Below are 17,802 nucleotides of genomic sequence, written 5' to 3' on the forward strand. Positions count from 1 at the left end.
ATAAATTATAGTATTATTCTCTCTGCTACTATAATTTATAGTATTATATTTTACAGTTTGTGTCAATAAAAAAGGAGTGATAAATATGAATGAAAGTAATAAAAAAATTATACTATTGGGAACTGCTCCAATACCTAAAGCTCTCTTAATAATGGGACTGCCAACCATGATTGGCATGATGGTGAACGCATTCTACAATCTTGTCGATGCTTATTTTGTTGGTGGACTTGGGACAAGTCAGATGGGTGCTATATCCATAGCCTTTCCCCTGGGGCAGGTGGTTGTTGGTTTAGGGTTATTATTTGGAAATGGTGCGGCTTCCTATATTTCCAGATTATTAGGACATAATGATAAAGAAAAGGCTGGAAAAGTAACCAGTACCGCTCTTTATAGCAGCGTTTTAGTCGGTGCAGCAGTAATAATTGTTGTTATAATCTTTTTAAACCCTGTACTTAGACTTTTAGGTGCAACAGAAAGCATCATGCCATACGCAACAACTTATGCAAGTATTTATGTAATTTCATCTATTTTTAATGTATTTAATGTTACAATGAATAATATTGTTACAAGCGAGGGTGCTGCAAAGAATACTATGTGTGCAATGCTTGCAGGAGCAGCACTAAACATAGTTTTAGACCCTGTTTTTATTTATACCCTGGATATGGGAGTAGCTGGGGCTGCTTTTGCAACAGCTATTTCTCAAATGTTTTCTACACTAATTTATATTCACTATATTTTAAGCAAAAAAAGTATTTTCAGTTTTAGTATAAAGGAGTGCTGCTTTTCAAAGGAAATCATGTCTGAAATACTAAAGATAGGTATACCAACTTTAATATTTCAGCTATTAACAAGTCTCGCCATTACTCTTACAAACATGGAAGCTGGAAAATATGGTGATTCTGTAATTGCGTCAATGGGCTCCGTAACACGAATTGTTTCTTTAGGGGGCTAATAGTATTTGGATTTATTAAGGGTTTTCAACCAATCGCTGGGTATAATTTTGGAGCAAAAAATTATGACAGGTTACATGAAGCAATAAGAACCACTGTATTATGGTCAACCATGTTCTGTGTAATGCTTGGACTGATATTGGTTTTATTCCCAACCAATATTATTTCTCAATTTACTAACGGTGATACTTTGTTCATTGAAATCGGTGAAAAATCACTTAGCGCCAACGGTCTATCATTTATGCTATTTGGTTTCTGTACTGTTTATTCATCGCTTTTCCTTGCTTTAGGAAAAGCAAGAGAAGGATTTTTATTGGGTATATGCAGACAAGGAATCTGTTTTATACCTTTCATTCTTATTATCCCAATGATTTGGGGATTAAATGGCATTATCTATGCACAACCAATTGCAGATGTAATCACAGCTATTATTGCAGCATTTATGTCTATGCGACTTTATAAAGAAATAGCTATTGCAAAATCATATTCAAGTTCACCTATAAATGAACATTGATTATACAAAGAGACCGCAGCTATATATCTGCGGTTTCTTTGCTGATCCAAAAATATAGACTGCATAAAATTCCCTCCTTTTTTATGCGTAAATCATTTTTGTAAATTTAATACATTAACTGCTTAACCTAACTTTCATAATTTCGTATTTGTATTTTGGCCATAAAAAAGCCCAACCGTTTTGTTGGTATGGCTCTGATTTTTATGAATTTGGGGCTGTTTTTCTATTTACCTATGCCCCTTCGAATAAGGTTGTTAGCGCATCCAAGACCGTCTCATGGGAACAAATTATTCCTTATTTTCATTCTTAGCGTCTTTAATGTAGTACCTTACAAAATATGGAGATATACATAAAATAATAGCACCCCAGATTAAATATATCAAAATATAGTACCACCTAAAATATCTGTAACCATACGTTTGAAGCATTACAGGAAATGCAATGCTTATTGCAACTAGCAGTCTTGAAATAAAATAAATGTAATGCTTACTTTTGCAATATTCACATTCAACAGGTTTATATCCCATCCATAAGGCTTTAAGAATCGTTTGCCATTTAAAATCTTTAGAGCATTTTTTACATTTCTGTATTAACAAATTACTTGCCCCCTTTTGCATGTATCCTGCCTCGTATAAGTTAAGATATGATTATAAGAGGGATTAATATCTTATTCTCCCCTTTGAACGATTGCTAACTCTTGATCGCCCTTAGATAAAATAACCTTATAATCATCGTAAAAATAATGTGAATCAAATAAGTCTTCTGCAGAAAAGCCTTTCTTGTAGTTGAATGGGATAGATTCTTCGATGCGAAGAATGCCTTGTTTCTTATCTATTGTATATTTTTGTGGTAATAAAATCGGATCTTTATCAATAATTTTTTCCAAACTCTTTGGGAAATCAATAGAAACATTAAAATCTTTTACTTCTTTCCCATAATTTTTTAAAATTATGTTAACTTCTATCGTATTCCCGTTTGGTTCATTGCTAAAAGAATAGTCACTCTCTACTACATCAATTGATTTTAGCCCCCCACTTAACAAATAGTATGGTACCTTAATTACATTCATTGCATTGAATGTGAACGGTACTAGAATGAAGAACATGATAATAAATATTAAAAATTTACTGCATTGAAAATATTTGCTTTTCACAATCTCTTTATAACTCCATAACAGCAGTGCTAATGGTAATATCCCATTTAAATATAGCCTTGTCCCTGGACCCAATTTTATGGTTGGCATAATTAAATGAAATATTGCTTTATCCTGATGCGGTAGTTTCATAGCACAAAAGGCAGTAATCATTATAATTACAACAGCTCTCATATATCTTTTAACGTCTTTCTCCATTTTTCCTCCTACGTGGTCTTGGCTAGTTCAACTTTTCTATGAATCTTTCCAATAATCTATGCCTATTCATATTATAAAAGAGAGATAACTGAATTTAGATAATATATAGATTACTTGTTCTTTTATGACATACTTATCTTTACATTTTTTATATCGGTTTTATTGATGTACATATTCCTATCTGCTGTTACAAAAAGCTTATCAACGGAAACAGGTGCTCTTTGAAATGCGTATCCAAATGCAATATCCAAATCTATGTTATAAGGAGTTTTGTAATTATATTCTTTCAACAGGTAAATCATTTCCTTATGCTGGCTTTTAATTTCGTTTTCTGATACATTTATTGACACAGATACAAACTCATCACCGCCAATTCGAAATACAGCACTTTTTCTAAATGCTTTACAAATTATCCGGCTTGCATCAGAAATAAACTTATCACCAACTTCATGACCAAATGAATCGTTAATAGCTTTCAAATTATTTATATCATAAATGCCGATACATACACTTTCACAGTTTTCTTTTAGATTACATGATATGAAATTCTCATATCCATTTCGATTTTGAACTCCTGTAAGCTTATCTGTATAAGCCAAATCTTTATAATGTTGTTTTTCCTGATTTAATAAACAATTGGCAATAGATTTTTGCTGTAAGTAAAAGATTATAATATAAATTAAAGAACTCATAATAATCAATAATAACATTGGTACAAATTTATCGTCCAGCATTTTTTGTATATCATCAGCTGAAACAATATAGTACATAAAATTCAAGAATATTGATATTACAAGAAGAAAATACATTTTCCAATTTTCCATAACCTGTTGATAAAATGGGGAGACAAACTTTAAAAATAGCCCTATTATCACTATGTAAAGCAACAAACGAATGATAGTATTACTATAATAGGGATACGGGAAGAATTGCGCTAAATGATAACTGACAAAAACAATAATAAAAAAGATATTTATTGCCGTAAAACTATTAAATATCCATTGAAATATACCTTCCATTACAAAAGGCTTAAGATAAATTGAAAATCCTACAAATAGGAATATGTCAAATTTTGCAAGCATAGTCAAATCATTAATCGTGTAAAAATAAATGCTTGTCAGTATATTTACTAAAAATACACTCATCATAACACCTAATGTAACCTTTTTTGAATATTTGGGTTTGGCAAGAACAAAAATCAGCACTATATTCATAATGCTTGAAACAGTTCCTCTTAGTAAATCAGCGCCAAAATCTTGCATAAAGGCTCACCCCCTTTACTAACCATTATTTCTTCTATATTTTAAAACATTAGCCTTTGCTTAAGTATTATACCTTTTTGGTTTATATTTGTCTTGCCATAAAAAAATCCTCCCAGATTAACGTTAACATGGAAGGATTCTTTCTTTTGCACTATTTAACAGCTTCTTCAACGGTTTCAGCATCCTCTTGAGCAGTTTTGGCAGCTTCATTTGATTGTCTGATAGCTTTTAATTTTGCAAAACCCACAAAGCTCAATACAATCTGAACGATTTCAAATAAAGCATATATTAACATGAGTACAGCGGATACAGAATATAAAATCCCACCAGTAAGAGCTGCCCATCTTAAATTCTTAGCCCATCCAATCCAGTTAAATATAACGGCTAGAGCAAGGGTCAGCATATGAGGTAAAACTATGGCGGTAGCTATACCTGCACCAAGTGCTTCATAACTATCTCCAGATGAAGATATATTTGACATAAAGTAGTACACAAGATAAAGCAAATACAGAGTACCAAAAATTGCACTTATTAATAAACATTTACTTTTTTTCATATTATTTTCTCCCTTTAAAACTTATCATAATTCCTATTATAAATTTTTTATTCCAACTCTCAATTTAAGGCTTTTCCCTTTGGAAAACTTTCTAACCACCTCTGAATGACTCCCCCCTTCTCACTATCACACACCTTAACTTGAATTTGTTTCCATATTTAAATATACAACTTATATTTGTCGAATTTTGTAGTTTTATGTCATTAGCTTCTACAAATTTATGTAATTTTTAGTAATAATTTTTTACTTTGTACGGTTTGCTTCACCGAATCTCTGGAAATGTCCTACTTCACGTTCTCTTAAGAATTTAATAGGTTCAATAACATCAGTAGCAACAAAAAAGCCACCTTAAAAGGCAGCTTTAACTTTTAAATTTTTAAATGTCCATTTCTTTCTCGTAAAAATCATACACCCATTTTTTAACACAATTCAGGAAATTAAGGGTTGCCAAGGAGGCCGTTTTATAGGACCGTACAGCTATGACTACTTCCCGGTATACAGGTGACTCCAGCTCTTTTGTGATTAAAGGAAAAGAAGGGCTAAGCAGACTTAGTTCCGGAAATATACTGAAACCAAAACCTTTGCTCACTAACGCCATTACTGTATAATCATTTTCTGCAGTAATAAAAACATTTGGTTTCACCCCATGGCGTGTAAACACCTGATCTGTTTCAGAATAAAAATCTTCTTTCAACCCGATATAGGGATATTCTGCTAACGCAGAAATGGGGAAATACGGTGCATCTGCCAGAGGATGGTCTTCTGGCAGCACAGCCAGCATTGGTTCTCTCTTCAAGGGTATTGTAATTAAATCCTTGGGTGCAGGAAGAATTAAAAATCCACAGTCAACATCCCCCTGATAAATTAACCTTTCTAATTCATTAGAATCATCTGACCAACGCAGATCAAATTCAACCTTTGGGTGATCCTGCAAAAATGAGTGAATGATACCTGGAAGCCAGTGAATGGAAATACTAGTAAAAGCAGCAACTCGGATTATCCCTGATTCCAGACTTTTCAGTTCATTTAATTTGGTATTCATCCTGCGCTCACTATTACACACATCTCGAATCCATGGAAGTATCTGTCCACCTTCAGAGGTAAGACGAGCACCACCGTAATCTCGGACAAACAAAGAAACACCCAATTCATCTTCCAGAGTATTCAGCATATAGCTGATACCTGCCTGGGTATATCCGAGGGCCTCAGCCGCTTTCTTAAAGCTGCCTAACTCTGCTGTTTTAATAAAAGCTTCATACTTTTGATTACTCATTTTATTGTCCTTATTATCACCATATAAGACTTTCTTTAATTTGATAATGGAAAGTCTTGTTTTACTTATACGTTATTATGTATTATAGTATAAATTAGTTCTTGATGCAACGCCGAAGCATCAGGAATTTCCTTACCTTGAAGAAAAGCAGTGTTGAATATGTATTGTTACACTGCGTTTCTTCAAACTTTTTAATAACAAATTTACAAAAAGTATCTTTGATTGTATCACTATAGGTAAATGGAGAATGTATGGAAAAGAAAAAAACACTCTTATTTGAATCGATGCTATTAATAGAATGTTTTCTCTGGGGTGTTGGAAACCCCATCATGAAAATTGGTCTTAGTGTCATCCCACCTCTATTTTGCCTGTCTGTTCGATATATCCTTGCTTTTCTTATCTTTCTTTTGTTTTTTGCAAAAAAAGTTTTTGTTAATATAACAGTAAAAAAGCTTATTGCTTATGTGATTATATCCGCTTTCACTGCGGCTTCTTTTATTACTTCTGCTTTTTCATTGATGTACACCACTGCTACCAATGCAGGTTTTTTAATGTCCACTGCAGTTATTTTCACACCATTTTTATCTTATTTTATACTGAAAGCAAAGATAGATAAAAGACATATTGTTTGCATTGTAATCGTTACAATAGGACTGTTTCTATTATGCAGTGGTAATGCTGGTTTATCCTTTGGCATAGGAGAATTCTTTGCATTATTATGTGCCCTTGCATCAGCTTGCATGCTGGTTTTCAGTTCCAAATATCTTCAGGATATGGATCCCCTTGTTACTTCAGTTATGCAAACAGGTTTTACGGGATTATTCTGCTTAGTTTTTGCCTTAGTTTTTGAAGATATACCAAAACTGTCAAGTATACCAATGTTGGGCTGGGGAGTAATCATTTATTTAGCTATAGGCTGTACCTGTATAGCCTATCTTTTCCAGAATATAGCGTTGCGTCACGTTCCTGCTACTTATGTAGCTCTGTCCTTTTGTTCTGAGCCAATTTTTACCGCTATTGCTTCTTATATTCTACTTGGGGAAGTGCTTTCTTTAAAAGGTTTTTTGGGAGCAGCTTTAATTATGTTAAGTATTATTATGGTTTCATTATTACCTGAGGAACTGCCAGAGGATGTATCCAGCGAAGTTTCTTAGTTATTTTATGGATATAGTAGCAAAAAAATATCTCCAATAATATATTGAATTATAACAATATTAATGGAGGTTGAAGAATGGTTTCTGTTAAAATCTTTGAGGGTACCTGTATTCCATCGACCCAAATGAATCTGATATTTGAATCTAGAATAATCTGGAGAGATTTTGCCAATTGGATCAGGGCTTATTTAATAAGTGTCTATGCAGGTTTTGATAATCAACCAGCAGTAGAGGAAAAAATAAATGCGGTTATATTAAAAAACAGCAATATTTTAAGTTCAGTTTTCGGGGAACAAATTGCAGGGCAATACGTTGAGCTTACATCCAACTTTTTTAGCATTGTAAAGTCTCTGGTTGATGCACAAAGAAAGGGTGATGCTGAGGCAGTAGATGAATATACAAAGCAGTTATATGAAAATGCAGATCAGAGGGCTGCTTTTTTATCAGAAATAAATCCATTCTGGTTGGAAAGCGAATGGAAAAACTTTTTATACCAGTTTATTCAGATGACCATTGATCAATCCACCACACTATTAAATAAAGATTATGAAAAAAACATAGAAGTATATGACAAAATTTTAAATTTAACTTCAAAAATGGGAGATTATTATGCTCAAGGAATACTTGATTATTTAACTTACTCTGGAAAATATTAAATATTTTACATATTATTTTGTTGTATAAAAACAGCTTTCAGCTCTTCTGTTTTATCTAGCAATGTATTTGCATTTTTTATAGTAGACTGATAATCTTTACTTTGTATTGACTCTCCCAGACTGTTAATAATAAGATTAAAATCATTTTGATACTGGGAATTTAGCAAAAGCTTCAGTTTATCCCATGTCTTTTTTAGAATTAAGTACATATTATTCGCTTCACTCCAATCATTATTCTCAGCATCTATAATAATCTGCCTTGCCAAATATCCAAATCTATTTAAATCTGTTGGAAAATCAGTCTTAAAATAATCAAGGAGTTGTGTAGTGTATATAGTAATTCGATTAGCCTGTTCAATTGCCTGTTGGGTTTCTTTCTGCGTTACATACTGGTCTAAATAACTTATCTCAAGATTCATTCTTGCAATTAGCCCTACAAGAACGGAGGCATCGTTAAGCAAGGGAATTACTTCATTCATATTTGATTTAATCAACTCTAAATGCTCTTCTGATTTTTGCCAATCGCCAGCATAAAGATCATTCATCAATTCAACGGCATTTGCTTCCATAGCATATAACTGACTTGGAGCTGGTAACAATTCTGAAATTTTAATAATTTGCCCTCTATAAGAATTTAATACCATTTTACACACCTCCAAATTTTATTACCCTTCTATATTATGCTGGATAATCAAAAAATATCTTCCGTAAAAATATTTTATACTCCCGTCTATTCTTTTGCACTATTTATGTCTTCAAATTCATGTAATAATTTAACATTTTTCTATTATATCCCTTTTTATTATGTGATATAAATTCCTGATTTCTTATCTTATGCTAGAATAAGGTTCATTTAATTTTAAATATTTATTAAGTTACTGCACATAATAATAAAGCGGAGGTGATTAAGATGGACAATTTAAAAAACACAAAAAACGCTGAAAACAGAACACAAGATTCAAGAAATTGCACTCAGAATACTACTGGTTCTAAAAACAGCACAAATTCAAGAAATTCAAAGGATTCCAATAATTGCACTCAGAATTACAAAGGTACTGGATTTAGGAATGATAAAAACAGCACTCAGGATTCCAAAAACCGAATATAATTTTTAAATAATAAAAAGCTAATTAAAAATTAGCTTTTTATTATTTTATTTTTAAAAAAATCACTATAGGAGCATATTTATATTTCGTTTAAATGTTTTATATGGCAGCTTATAACCAATCATAAAAGGTACAATTTCTTTTTCGTATGCCTCTTCACTCATATTTTTTAAATGATTCAGTTCAAAAACATGATTTATATTAGTACTGTCAAAATTTTCACCATAAGATGTATTTAATGGATATTTAACATGTTTTTGGTTCCAAGGGCAAATGTTCTGGCAAATATCACACTCAAAGAAATAGCCATCCAACTTTTTTCCTTTAGCTATATCGGTTTTCGGCATATCATCTTCCAAAAAATCAGATAGACAATTTGGTCTGTCTAAAATCTGAGGCATTTTAATTGCATTTGAAGGACAAGTGTCTACACATTTCGAACATTTTCCGCACATATTTTCCATTAAAGCATAGTTTTCACTTAAATCTGCATCTGTCAAAATTGCTCCAAGAGCCTGAAAAGAACCATATTTATTATTGATGAGCAGAGAATTCTTACCAATCCAACCTAACCCTGCTTTTACAGCAATCCCTTTTAGGGGATAGAAACTTCATCACTTTCTCCATCTACAATATGAGCCTTATAACCTTCCGAAATCAAGAATTCCTGTATGGGAATCAATGGCTTAACGATATTTGCATAATATCCCGATAAAACCAGTCTGCTGGTACGTCCATACCTAGCTGAAAAGTCTGTGACAAATTTGCCTATGTATGTTGAGAAAACAATAACTGTCTTTGCCTCTGGCATAATTTCTTTTGGTTGCCTTCCAGCAAACTTTCCCAAGTCTCCAATATATTCTTCTGTCAGGTCATCTGTGTTAATAAATCTAATCTCGTCTACTTTTCCCTGTTTTGATAATTCAATAATTTTATTTTTCATGATTTCACCTGCTATTACCTACTTTTCTATATCTGTTGAAATAAAATATCAAGTTTCTATAAAAGAATATTAGTATAACTGCTCATGAAAATAAAGTAAAATATTATGTATTTTTAGTAAATTATATAGTTTGTTGTTCTTCTAAATACGCGCATCTGCTGCCATATCCTCCATTAAATCAGTGATAGCATCTCACTTGGATGCAAAACATGTTCATCCAAGGGAACTCCTGCCGCTAAAACCGTATAAAGCCCAGTGTATAATCTACAAAATAGTCCTGAAAACCTGACTTACAGTCCTGATATCTTTTGCAACTCTTTTATTGTTGTTTCATATTGACAATATAAGCTATCAGCTTCTGTATCTTTTTTCATTTTACTTTCTTCTATTATCACTTTCCCATATTTTTTATATTGTTCAATCAATCTATGTCCTGATATTTTAGACAAAGTATTAATATCATACAATCCAAGTTGTATGCCCGTACAAAACCTTTCCATCTCCTGTAAGTAGGCTTTCCTTTTATCTTCTGGTATGATATCATTATCAGATGGATTTGAATATTTATTTCTAATATTAGAATATTCTTTTATAGTTTCCAATATTAGAGTCCTTCTTGTCATTCGATAATATATTATTACTGAAATTATTACGCCTATGGCAACCCAAAAAACTTCCTTACTCATAATCTTCATAATAAAATTTAACAAATATAATACCCCTCCATTTTTCATAATCCTTCTTTCTATTATACATTATTTTACATATCAGTAAATATGTAAAATAATCATATGGGCCCTTCATTTTGATACATTTGCATAATTTGTAAATATAAGTTATTATATAAATAATCTAATATCAGAAAGGAAAACCTATTATGTCTATTATTTCAGTTCTTTTTCCCTTTTTATTCATGATTGTTCTTTACGGTTTGGCCGTTTATGCTTTAATCCTTGGTATTCAGCTGCTTAAACTACTTATTAAAAAGACTAAGGATTCTATGTAGCAGTTAGAGATAAGTACCTTAAAGTAGCTCCCAATTCACCATCGGGTCCTCCTGACTGCGTTTTTAGTATAATAGCCAGCGGGATTATCCCATACTTACGATTACTGCTTATTTATCTTCCATTTTATTTCCATATTAAAAGAGCAACCCTTTTGAGCTGCCCTTTTAAAAATATTATTTCATTGTAAAAAACTAATATTATAAATATTAGTAAATATCTTAATTGATTAGACTGCATTCATTATTATATTCATCTTCTCCGGTCTGAATCTTACATAATAGTGATACTATTTCTTCTCTTAGTTTCTTTGCATATAGAGATAAAGAACCATCTGTTTTAGCCCCATTAAGTTCACTTACTCTCTCTTTTTCTAACTGCTCTAATATGTAATCAATATCTAACAATTCTTTTTCATATTTATCACTTATTAGGTAATCTAGTTTTTTATTTGCCATAATATCACCTTCCCTTACTTGGATATTTCATGTAACTAAAAAACTAACAATTTTTTAATTTTTATCTTTCCTCCTTTTTCTTTATCATATATCAAAATATATCAATTATCAACAAACTTAATTCGACAATGTTTTAAACTCTTGTCCCCGTTTTTAGGATTAAGAAATCAGGAACATATTAAATTCTGGAAATTATGCCCAAGCCATAGCTCTTCCAGCATACATTAAGTAATCAAGTATTCCTTGAGAGTAATAGTCCCCTATTTTAGAGGATAAACTTAAGAGCTTGTCAAATACATATATGTCCTCTTTGTCATCTTTGTTTAAAAGGGCTGTTGACTGGTCAATGGACATTTGATTATACTGAGAGAATAATTCTATCCACTGGTTTTCCTCCCAATAAGGGTTGATATGTGATAAGAATGCAGCTGCTTGTGCTGAAAGTATCTGTAATCTATTTTTATAGTCATCGACTGTATCCGTTTCCCCGCTGATTTGTGCTTCAATCAACATACCTAAATAATTAATAAAAGGGGTAGATATAGTCACGTATTCATCCGCATATTTTTCGCCGAAAACTATGCTAAAGATATTGATTGATTTTATCAACAATTCTTCCAACTTCGCTTTGGTGGCTTCCTCATCTCCTAGCCCTCCATGTTTAAGATTTATGTATGATCTGAGCCAAATAGTAAGATCTCTCCATATTGTTCTTGAATCAAATATTAAATTCACCTGGTTTATTGGAATACAAACATTTTGAAATTCCTTAGTGTGTTGCATTTACCGTCCTCCTTTTATTCAACATATTACAATATATTGTTAGATACTTTTACTTGTTACTTTGCCTTCCTCAATTCTATTATATTCAAGCATTATTTACTTGGTTATCGATAGGATAATTTTGAATATTTAGTTTGTCCCATCAACTTGAAATACTGTAAAATTAAAATAGAGAAAATTAGTAAGCCTAATTCCTCTATTTTATAATTGTTTAAATACAGTAAGTAAGTTAAAAAAGAATCGAACCCCGTCTAAAGAGTTCATTAAGTAATAACAAATCTACGAAATCCTGAAATACCCCTCTTCTTCTAAAGAACCTGCGTTGCCGCTGCTGTGTAGTTTCTACAGATAATTTCATAGGGGATTGATTTGCGTATTCTTCCAAATCCGGATACATTGCACATACTTTTGTATAGATGTCGTCTCCAACCTGATCTAACATGCTTTGGTTTATCATATGTCTACATGATTCCATTTGATCACAGGCAAATATAACAAAAGGTTGAATTTTATAATAGATTTCCGGATAAATAATATCACTGGACAGGTTATCCTTAAATACCGGTGAATCAACATTAGAAAGCCGTTCATTGTCTTGTGTACCATAATAGCCTTTCATAGTCTCCTCCTTATTTATATTTTTATATTAATTATTATATGATTAGCATATTTAATTGTGAAAGTATCCAATATATTTGTATTACTTACATTTTTAGTAAAATAGATTCTATATGCAAGCTTGTCCGTTAAAATTTCTATCGCCCCCCATTGCATTATCGGTAAGTTTAATATACACAAAACCGCAGATATATATCTGCGGCCTTCTCTGCTACTCTAAATTATATAAATTCTAAAAGTGATTATCAAACATTCTAAATTCCTTTTTCGGTCATGCTTACCTGTCAAATTCAGGATTTATAGCGTAGAAGTTTCTGCTGTCTAAATTATCCTGAACCACCCTTAGAGCTTCACCAAATCTCTGGAAATGCACTACCTCACGTTCTCTTAAAAACTTGATCGGTTCAATAACATCAGGATCATCTGCCAGTCTTAAAATGTTATCATAAGTCGTACGGGCCTTCTGCTCTGCTGCCATATCCTCCATTAAATCCGTGATGGCATCTCCCTTGGATGCAAAACATGTTGCATCAAACGGAACTCCTGCAGCCGAAACCGTATAGAGCCCAGTAGTATGATCTACAAAATAGTCCTGAAAACCTGCAGCTTTAATCTGTTCTATAGTCAGCCCTCTTGTTAATTGATGTACAATCGTGGCAATCATTTCAAAATGACCGATTTCTTCAGTTCCAATATCATTTAATATACCTATACATTGTTTATATGGCATAGTATATCTCTGAGATAAGTATCTTAAAGTGGCTCCCAACTCGCCATCAGGTCCACCATACTGAGTAATAATAAACTTAGCCATGGCAGGGTTGGAGTTCTTTATATTTACTGGAAATTGTAACTTTTTATCGTAAGTCCACATACCTAAACCTCCTTCTGCCAAGGCCATGGTTCATCTATCCATGACCAACTGTTAGTATCATTGGTACCTGATATGTTTAAAGGCCCGTATTTCTGCTCATATTCTGTTCTGGCGCTTTGATTTAAAGCATTATATTTATTAAAGAAGCTTAATGCTGCTTTATCTGTAGGATGAGTATCTAAGTAAAGGCTAACATCTACTAATACAAAACTTAACATCTGTATACGTCTCATCAATCCTTCTCTATTCATTTAGATGCACCCCCAGAAAAGGAAGATCTAATTCAGGGAATATAGTTCCCACCATAAATCCCTGTTCCATTTCATAAGTAGTATTCCAAACCTGCCAAGGTACATAAGCCATAGCTAAAGGACAGCCACTAGCACAGTCCTCTGGAATTACGCTTCCTTCAGTGGTCATTTCCGGCATTGTCTGATTGTTTTCCGGAGTAGCCGGACAGTTTACCGGAGCCATCTGATTGTTTTCTGGAGCCGTTGGACAGGTTCCTGGAGTCATCGGGCAATTTCCTGGAGCTGTCGGACAGGTTCTTGGAGTCATTTGATTGTTTTCTGGAGCCGTTGGACAGGTTCCTGGAGTCATCGGCCAATTTCCTGGAGCTGTTGGACAAGTTCCTGGAGTCATTGGACAGTTCCCTGGAGCCGTTGGACAGGTTCCTGGAGTCATCGGATAGTTTCCTGGAGCCGTAGGGCAGGTTCCTGGAGTCATCGGGCAGCGCCCAGTAGCCATCTCGTGATTTCCTGACATCATTGGGAAGTTCCCTGAAGCCGTTGGACAGGTTCCTGGAGTCATCGGACAAGTTCCTGGAGCCATCTGATTATTCCCTGGTGCTGTCGGGCAGGTTCCTGGAGTCATCTGATTGTTCCCTGGTGCTGTCGGACAGGTCCCGGAGTCATCGGACAGTTTCCTGGTGCTGCCGGGCAATTTCCTGGCATCATCGGACAATTCCCTGGTGCCATCTGATTGTTTTCTGGTGCTGTTGGACAGGTTCCTGGAGTCATCGGCCAATTTCCTGGTGCCGTAGGGCAGGTCCCTGGCATCATTTCATTCATTTCATCATCCATATCGTATGGCATTGGACATTTTGATCCTACATCTTCATTCATAAAATCAAAAAAAGAATCATCTAAGTATATTGGCATACCTACGTAAGGCTCAGCACCAGAACCATCTGTAGGCCTACTAGTATTGTTTTCCAAAACAAAATCCCCTTTCATAGTCAAAATCTTATAAGATATACTATGTCAGGGGATTAATAAAGGTCACAAATTCTTAAATATATTAACTAAACAAGTAATTCCAATAACCTCTCACAAGCTATTTTCTGGGCATAACTTGAAATAGCCAGTTCTAAAACTAGCTCGGAAATATCTTGCTTTGTCATATTTTCATCAATTTTTTCTGCTACAGCATTATACTCTTGGTCTAGCTTTATACAATATTTCTCATAAAATGTTTTTATGTCCTCATCAGACAACTGACTTTTCAGAAGCTCTTTTGTAGAATCAACTGATAAAATTTGTTTAAACAAACAGATAGCAGTCAGATAAGCAACGTGTTTCCTTTCGTACCTTTTGCCCTTAGCCCTTGGTAAAAGCTCTTTTTTTATATAATTATTAACCATAGCAGAAGTTAAAGATTCACCGCTCTCCAGTCCGATATGCTGTCTGACCATGTAATTTAAAACCTGATCCATATATAAATCAATATCAGGTATATCTTCCCAGTTATTCGGCCTCTGTTCTTTCAGAATTCTTCTCAATTCTTTTAGTTCATCCATTTAAGTTTTCTCCCAACTTTTATTCCTTTTCAAGCTTCATTATATCATCTGGCAACCATTGTCACAATAACCAGTTTTTCGTATTAATTTTACTTTAAAATTAGTTAATTTCCTTTGACATTATAATATTAATATAGTATAATATGAAACGTGTCAAAAAGCATGCGCCATTAGCTCAGCTGGATAGAGTAGCATACTACGAATATGAAGGTCGGGGGTTCGAATCCCTCATGGCGCACCAAAGCAAAAAACCTTGAAAAATCAAGGCTTTTTTTATTTTTTGTATGTAGTTATGCCTGAGGTAACATATATCACATTATAAAAAGCTCAATTCAAGCCACAGCAGCATAGCCTGTCCTATACCTTTATTATGTAATGGTTGTACATTTTATTTTTTAATCAAAGAAATAATAGTACTTCTTTGATTACCTTTTATTCAGTTGGTGGTTGCACCGTTGTAGGTGGTTCTAGATTATATACCAAATAATCCTTAATTCCATCTGCTAAAAAGTCACCAAGATCTGCTGAATAGGTTAAAATTCTTTCGTAAATTCGAATGCCACTATCATATTGTTTTGATGTAAAGGCCAATATTTCTTTAATAGTCAAGTCAGTAAAAGTAAAAACATATTGCTCTAATGTATTTTTATCCCAGTATGGATTTACCTCTGTAAGAAGTTCAACCCTTTTACCAGCACTTTCGTATATTTGCTTTACAATTTCATCCGCAGCACTTGTGTTTCCTTCAACATAGGCATCAATTAAACTAGTCATCAACATTATGTATTGAGAAAATAAATTAATATAATCGTCAGCAGCTTTGTCACCGAAAAACGTTCTCATGAGACCTCCAAAGTCTTCTACGATTCTAAGAAGCTTTTCTTTAATCTGCTCTAGGAGTTCAGTATCTCCCTGTAAAGATTTTGCTATTAGATATGCGTTTAACCATGTGGCTATATCACGCCATATAATCCTTCCTCTATAAACTATGTTATTTATATCTTGCTGTATTCTAACTAATTGGCAAGTCTTTATCATATTACGCACCCCCTGCTATTATTGTATTCAGATATTTTTTCTATTGCCACTTGCCACTTCTTTTTTCTGAAACAAATCGTTTTATCATCCTTATTCAATAGTCTGGCCTTTCTACAGTTGTGGGTGGTTCTAAACTAAATATCATATAATTCTTAATTCCCTGGGCTATAAAGTCTCCCAAATTTGTTGAATAGGATAAAACTCTCTCGTAAATTCTAATGCTGTTTTCATGTTGTTTTGATGTAAAGGCAATTATTTCTTTAATTGTCATGTCATTAAAAGTATAGATATAATTTTCTAAAGTATTTTGGTCCCAATATGGATTTATTTCTGTAAGCAATTCAACCCTCTTGCCAGCAATTTCATATATTTGCTTTACAATTTCATCCGCAGCACCTGAATTACCTTCCACGGTTGCATCGATTAGAGTAGTCATCAGCATTATGTATTGAGAAAATAAATTAATATGATCATCAGCAGCTTTGTCGCCGAAAAACGTTCTAATATTACTTTCAAATTCTGCCACAATTCTAAGGAGCTTATTTTTAATCTGTTCTAGTAGTACATCCTCTCCTTGTAAAGTTTTTACCATCAGATATGTGCTTAACCATGTAGCTATATCGCGCCATAGAATCCTCCCTCTATAAACTATGTTATTTATATCTTGCTGCGCCTTAGTTATTTGGCAATTTTCTATCATCTTACGCACCCCCTATTGTTATTGTATTCAGATATTTTTATTTGGTTATGAGGTATAAGACTTAAAATTAAATCTAATATTTGTTAAAAATCCTCATAAATTAAAGTGAGGTGATTTTTCATGAATTCATGTGAATTGGTATCTGCCATAACTGCTCTTGCCATAATAATTGCAAACGAAACACCTAATGATGATGAATTGAGTGTTTTAGCTTCATCATTTAACCAGCTCGGTGATACATTAGCTACCATTGCCGCACAACGTGAATTACAGAAAAATCGAAATGAATCATCGGAAAAATCTACACCAACTGAATAAAATAGTGATGTGAAATGAAGGTCGTGGGCTTGAATCCCTCATGGTGCACCAAACAAAAAAAACCTTGAAAATCAAGGTTTTTTATTTCAAGTGATTGTTTATATCGGCAAGTGTCTGTCCTACTACCTTAGTTTATAATTTTACACTTACAACACATTATCCAAGTTATAAATTCATATTACTTGCACACACTATCATCAGAGGTGATTAATTTGAATAATTTAAATATAAACCAGTCTAGCTACTACTTTGGTAATCCAGATTTAAGAGATTACTATTCATCCTGTTCTCAAGCTATTCGTAATAAGTTAGATGAATCAGGTGTAGAGATTTCAACATTAGGTGAACTTAAACAAGTTGTTGAAAATATGAAAATTAATATCTGATATACAACAATCTCTTCTTTACATTTGTGAAATAATTTCTTTTTTCCTGGTTATCCTATA

At 33.2% G+C, this 17,802-nt stretch carries 26 protein-coding genes and 1 tRNA gene; 8 read left to right on the forward strand and 19 right to left on the reverse strand.

What is annotated here, in order from left to right:
* Positions 1–85 precede the first annotated feature (85 nt).
* Both Ami3637_RS18330 and Ami3637_RS18335 read left to right on the forward strand, forming a co-directional pair.
* On the forward strand, positions 86–952 hold the full coding sequence (locus Ami3637_RS18330; protein ID WP_330586824.1) for an MATE family efflux transporter: 867 nt from the start codon (positions 86–88) through the stop codon (positions 950–952).
* Between the two features lie 32 nt (positions 953–984).
* Positions 985–1,464, forward strand: coding sequence for an MATE family efflux transporter (locus Ami3637_RS18335; protein WP_330586915.1), 480 nt, complete (start codon positions 985–987; stop codon positions 1,462–1,464).
* A 287-nt stretch (positions 1,465–1,751) separates the two neighbouring features.
* On the opposite strand, the gene Ami3637_RS04545 is transcribed toward Ami3637_RS18335, so the two are convergent.
* The 5 genes from Ami3637_RS04545 to Ami3637_RS04570 all read right to left on the reverse strand — a co-directional run bounded on the left by Ami3637_RS04545 (position 1,752) and on the right by Ami3637_RS04570 (position 5,906).
* Positions 1,752–2,060, reverse strand: coding sequence for a TIGR04104 family putative zinc finger protein (locus tag Ami3637_RS04545; RefSeq protein WP_162361522.1), 309 nt, complete (start codon positions 2,058–2,060; stop codon positions 1,752–1,754).
* A gap of 71 nt (positions 2,061–2,131) precedes the next feature.
* On the reverse strand, positions 2,132–2,815 hold the full coding sequence (locus Ami3637_RS04550) for a hypothetical protein (protein ID WP_162361523.1): 684 nt from the start codon (positions 2,813–2,815) through the stop codon (positions 2,132–2,134).
* A 122-nt stretch (positions 2,816–2,937) separates the two neighbouring features.
* A complete protein-coding gene (locus tag Ami3637_RS04555) occupies positions 2,938–4,077 on the reverse strand; it encodes a GGDEF domain-containing protein (protein WP_162361524.1) in 1,140 nt (379 codons plus the stop codon).
* A gap of 151 nt (positions 4,078–4,228) precedes the next feature.
* A complete protein-coding gene (locus tag Ami3637_RS04560; protein ID WP_162361525.1) occupies positions 4,229–4,633 on the reverse strand; it encodes a hypothetical protein in 405 nt (134 codons plus the stop codon).
* A 376-nt stretch (positions 4,634–5,009) separates the two neighbouring features.
* A complete protein-coding gene (locus tag Ami3637_RS04570; RefSeq protein ID WP_162361526.1) occupies positions 5,010–5,906 on the reverse strand; it encodes a LysR family transcriptional regulator in 897 nt (298 codons plus the stop codon).
* A gap of 251 nt (positions 5,907–6,157) precedes the next feature.
* Between Ami3637_RS04570 and Ami3637_RS04575 the strand changes: the two genes are divergently transcribed.
* Positions 6,158–7,060 (forward strand): DMT family transporter, encoded by a 903-nt coding sequence (locus tag Ami3637_RS04575; protein WP_162361527.1) that lies wholly within the window; start codon positions 6,158–6,160, stop codon positions 7,058–7,060.
* Between the two features lie 125 nt (positions 7,061–7,185).
* Entirely contained in the window at positions 7,186–7,716 is a 531-nt protein-coding gene (locus tag Ami3637_RS04580; protein ID WP_162361528.1) for a hypothetical protein, read from the forward strand.
* Between the two features lie 5 nt (positions 7,717–7,721).
* On the opposite strand, the gene Ami3637_RS04585 is transcribed toward Ami3637_RS04580, so the two are convergent.
* On the reverse strand, positions 7,722–8,360 hold the full coding sequence (locus Ami3637_RS04585; protein ID WP_162361529.1) for a hypothetical protein: 639 nt from the start codon (positions 8,358–8,360) through the stop codon (positions 7,722–7,724).
* Between the two features lie 266 nt (positions 8,361–8,626).
* On the opposite strand from Ami3637_RS04585, the gene Ami3637_RS04590 reads away from it, so the two are divergent.
* Positions 8,627–8,824, forward strand: a complete 198-nt coding sequence (locus tag Ami3637_RS04590) for a hypothetical protein (protein ID WP_162361530.1) — start codon at positions 8,627–8,629, stop codon at positions 8,822–8,824.
* A 63-nt stretch (positions 8,825–8,887) separates the two neighbouring features.
* Here the strand turns inward: Ami3637_RS04590 and Ami3637_RS04595 are convergent, their stop codons facing one another.
* From Ami3637_RS04595 to Ami3637_RS04645, 11 genes are all read right to left on the reverse strand, one after another.
* Positions 8,888–9,322 carry a 4Fe-4S double cluster binding domain-containing protein gene (locus Ami3637_RS04595; RefSeq protein ID WP_162361531.1) on the reverse strand — a complete coding sequence of 145 codons (435 nt, stop codon included), beginning with the start codon at positions 9,320–9,322 and terminating at the stop codon, positions 8,888–8,890.
* A gap of 95 nt (positions 9,323–9,417) precedes the next feature.
* The gene (locus tag Ami3637_RS04600) at positions 9,418–9,765 is read right to left on the reverse strand and encodes a hypothetical protein (RefSeq protein WP_162361532.1); all 348 of its coding nucleotides are present in this window, start codon (positions 9,763–9,765) and stop codon (positions 9,418–9,420) included.
* A 290-nt stretch (positions 9,766–10,055) separates the two neighbouring features.
* A complete protein-coding gene (locus Ami3637_RS04605) occupies positions 10,056–10,460 on the reverse strand; it encodes a DUF4760 domain-containing protein (protein ID WP_162361533.1) in 405 nt (134 codons plus the stop codon).
* A gap of 530 nt (positions 10,461–10,990) precedes the next feature.
* The gene (locus tag Ami3637_RS04610) at positions 10,991–11,227 is read right to left on the reverse strand and encodes a hypothetical protein (protein WP_162361534.1); all 237 of its coding nucleotides are present in this window, start codon (positions 11,225–11,227) and stop codon (positions 10,991–10,993) included.
* 192 nt (positions 11,228–11,419) lie between these two features.
* Positions 11,420–12,010 carry a hypothetical protein gene (locus Ami3637_RS04615; protein ID WP_162361535.1) on the reverse strand — a complete coding sequence of 197 codons (591 nt, stop codon included), beginning with the start codon at positions 12,008–12,010 and terminating at the stop codon, positions 11,420–11,422.
* Between the two features lie 229 nt (positions 12,011–12,239).
* Positions 12,240–12,629 (reverse strand): hypothetical protein, encoded by a 390-nt coding sequence (locus Ami3637_RS04620; RefSeq protein ID WP_162361536.1) that lies wholly within the window; start codon positions 12,627–12,629, stop codon positions 12,240–12,242.
* A gap of 276 nt (positions 12,630–12,905) precedes the next feature.
* Positions 12,906–13,502 carry a manganese catalase family protein gene (locus tag Ami3637_RS04625; RefSeq protein ID WP_162361537.1) on the reverse strand — a complete coding sequence of 199 codons (597 nt, stop codon included), beginning with the start codon at positions 13,500–13,502 and terminating at the stop codon, positions 12,906–12,908.
* A 2-nt stretch (positions 13,503–13,504) separates the two neighbouring features.
* The gene (locus Ami3637_RS04630) at positions 13,505–13,753 is read right to left on the reverse strand and encodes a spore coat protein CotJB (RefSeq protein WP_162361538.1); all 249 of its coding nucleotides are present in this window, start codon (positions 13,751–13,753) and stop codon (positions 13,505–13,507) included.
* The gene (locus Ami3637_RS17295; RefSeq protein WP_243158104.1) at positions 13,746–14,375 is read right to left on the reverse strand and encodes a spore coat associated protein CotJA; all 630 of its coding nucleotides are present in this window, start codon (positions 14,373–14,375) and stop codon (positions 13,746–13,748) included. The genes Ami3637_RS04630 and Ami3637_RS17295 overlap by 8 nt, the downstream gene beginning before the upstream one ends.
* Entirely contained in the window at positions 14,372–14,719 is a 348-nt protein-coding gene (locus Ami3637_RS04640; RefSeq protein WP_162361539.1) for a hypothetical protein, read from the reverse strand. The genes Ami3637_RS17295 and Ami3637_RS04640 overlap by 4 nt, the downstream gene beginning before the upstream one ends.
* 86 nt (positions 14,720–14,805) lie before the next feature.
* Positions 14,806–15,300 (reverse strand): DUF1836 domain-containing protein, encoded by a 495-nt coding sequence (locus tag Ami3637_RS04645; RefSeq protein WP_162361540.1) that lies wholly within the window; start codon positions 15,298–15,300, stop codon positions 14,806–14,808.
* A 164-nt stretch (positions 15,301–15,464) separates the two neighbouring features.
* On the opposite strand from Ami3637_RS04645, the gene Ami3637_RS04650 reads away from it, so the two are divergent.
* Positions 15,465–15,541 (forward strand) — tRNA-Arg (locus tag Ami3637_RS04650).
* Between the two features lie 191 nt (positions 15,542–15,732).
* Here the strand turns inward: Ami3637_RS04650 and Ami3637_RS04655 are convergent.
* On the reverse strand, positions 15,733–16,338 hold the full coding sequence (locus Ami3637_RS04655; protein WP_162361541.1) for a hypothetical protein: 606 nt from the start codon (positions 16,336–16,338) through the stop codon (positions 15,733–15,735).
* A gap of 94 nt (positions 16,339–16,432) precedes the next feature.
* Positions 16,433–17,038, reverse strand: a complete 606-nt coding sequence (locus Ami3637_RS04660; RefSeq protein ID WP_162361542.1) for a hypothetical protein — start codon at positions 17,036–17,038, stop codon at positions 16,433–16,435.
* Between the two features lie 120 nt (positions 17,039–17,158).
* On the opposite strand from Ami3637_RS04660, the gene Ami3637_RS04665 reads away from it, so the two are divergent.
* Positions 17,159–17,356: a DUF6774 domain-containing protein gene (locus Ami3637_RS04665; protein ID WP_162361543.1), complete on the forward strand. Its 198-nt coding sequence runs from the start codon at positions 17,159–17,161 to the stop codon at positions 17,354–17,356.
* A gap of 212 nt (positions 17,357–17,568) precedes the next feature.
* Complete coding sequence (locus Ami3637_RS04670) at positions 17,569–17,742, forward strand: hypothetical protein (protein ID WP_162361544.1); 174 nt, start codon at positions 17,569–17,571, stop codon at positions 17,740–17,742.
* Positions 17,743–17,802 lie beyond the last annotated feature (60 nt).

It is taken from the genome of Aminipila terrae (assembly GCF_010120715.1).
Lineage (GTDB): Bacteria > Bacillota > Clostridia > Peptostreptococcales > Anaerovoracaceae > Aminipila > Aminipila terrae.

Excerpts from the sequence above, each read along its gene's own strand:
- Ami3637_RS04600 (WP_162361532.1), bottom strand. The coding sequence starts at position 9,765 with ATGAAAAATAAAATTATTGAATTATCAAAACAGGGAAAAGTAGACGAG.
- Ami3637_RS04645 (WP_162361540.1), bottom strand. The coding sequence starts at position 15,300 with ATGGATGAACTAAAAGAATTGAGAAGAATTCTGAAAGAACAGAGGCCG.
- Ami3637_RS04625 (WP_162361537.1), bottom strand. The coding sequence starts at position 13,502 with ATGTGGACTTACGATAAAAAGTTACAATTTCCAGTAAATATAAAGAAC.
- Ami3637_RS17295 (WP_243158104.1), bottom strand. The coding sequence starts at position 14,375 with ATGACTCCAGGAACCTGCCCGACAGCACCAGGGAATAATCAGATGGCT.
- Ami3637_RS04620 (WP_162361536.1), bottom strand. The coding sequence starts at position 12,629 with ATGAAAGGCTATTATGGTACACAAGACAATGAACGGCTTTCTAATGTT.
- Ami3637_RS04630 (WP_162361538.1), bottom strand. The coding sequence starts at position 13,753 with ATGAATAGAGAAGGATTGATGAGACGTATACAGATGTTAAGTTTTGTA.
- Ami3637_RS04580 (WP_162361528.1), top strand. The coding sequence starts at position 7,186 with ATGAATCTGATATTTGAATCTAGAATAATCTGGAGAGATTTTGCCAAT.
- Ami3637_RS04560 (WP_162361525.1), bottom strand. The coding sequence starts at position 4,633 with ATGAAAAAAAGTAAATGTTTATTAATAAGTGCAATTTTTGGTACTCTG.
- Ami3637_RS04590 (WP_162361530.1), top strand. The coding sequence starts at position 8,627 with ATGGACAATTTAAAAAACACAAAAAACGCTGAAAACAGAACACAAGAT.
- Ami3637_RS04585 (WP_162361529.1), bottom strand. The coding sequence starts at position 8,360 with ATGGTATTAAATTCTTATAGAGGGCAAATTATTAAAATTTCAGAATTG.
- Ami3637_RS04605 (WP_162361533.1), bottom strand. The coding sequence starts at position 10,460 with ATGAAGATTATGAGTAAGGAAGTTTTTTGGGTTGCCATAGGCGTAATA.
- Ami3637_RS18330 (WP_330586824.1), top strand. The coding sequence starts at position 86 with ATGAATGAAAGTAATAAAAAAATTATACTATTGGGAACTGCTCCAATA.
- Ami3637_RS04615 (WP_162361535.1), bottom strand. The coding sequence starts at position 12,010 with ATGCAACACACTAAGGAATTTCAAAATGTTTGTATTCCAATAAACCAG.
- Ami3637_RS04610 (WP_162361534.1), bottom strand. The coding sequence starts at position 11,227 with ATGGCAAATAAAAAACTAGATTACCTAATAAGTGATAAATATGAAAAA.
- Ami3637_RS04655 (WP_162361541.1), bottom strand. The coding sequence starts at position 16,338 with ATGATAAAGACTTGCCAATTAGTTAGAATACAGCAAGATATAAATAAC.
- Ami3637_RS04575 (WP_162361527.1), top strand. The coding sequence starts at position 6,158 with ATGGAAAAGAAAAAAACACTCTTATTTGAATCGATGCTATTAATAGAA.
- Ami3637_RS04665 (WP_162361543.1), top strand. The coding sequence starts at position 17,159 with ATGAATTCATGTGAATTGGTATCTGCCATAACTGCTCTTGCCATAATA.
- Ami3637_RS04550 (WP_162361523.1), bottom strand. The coding sequence starts at position 2,815 with ATGGAGAAAGACGTTAAAAGATATATGAGAGCTGTTGTAATTATAATG.
- Ami3637_RS04660 (WP_162361542.1), bottom strand. The coding sequence starts at position 17,038 with ATGATAGAAAATTGCCAAATAACTAAGGCGCAGCAAGATATAAATAAC.
- Ami3637_RS04570 (WP_162361526.1), bottom strand. The coding sequence starts at position 5,906 with ATGAGTAATCAAAAGTATGAAGCTTTTATTAAAACAGCAGAGTTAGGC.
- Ami3637_RS04555 (WP_162361524.1), bottom strand. The coding sequence starts at position 4,077 with ATGCAAGATTTTGGCGCTGATTTACTAAGAGGAACTGTTTCAAGCATT.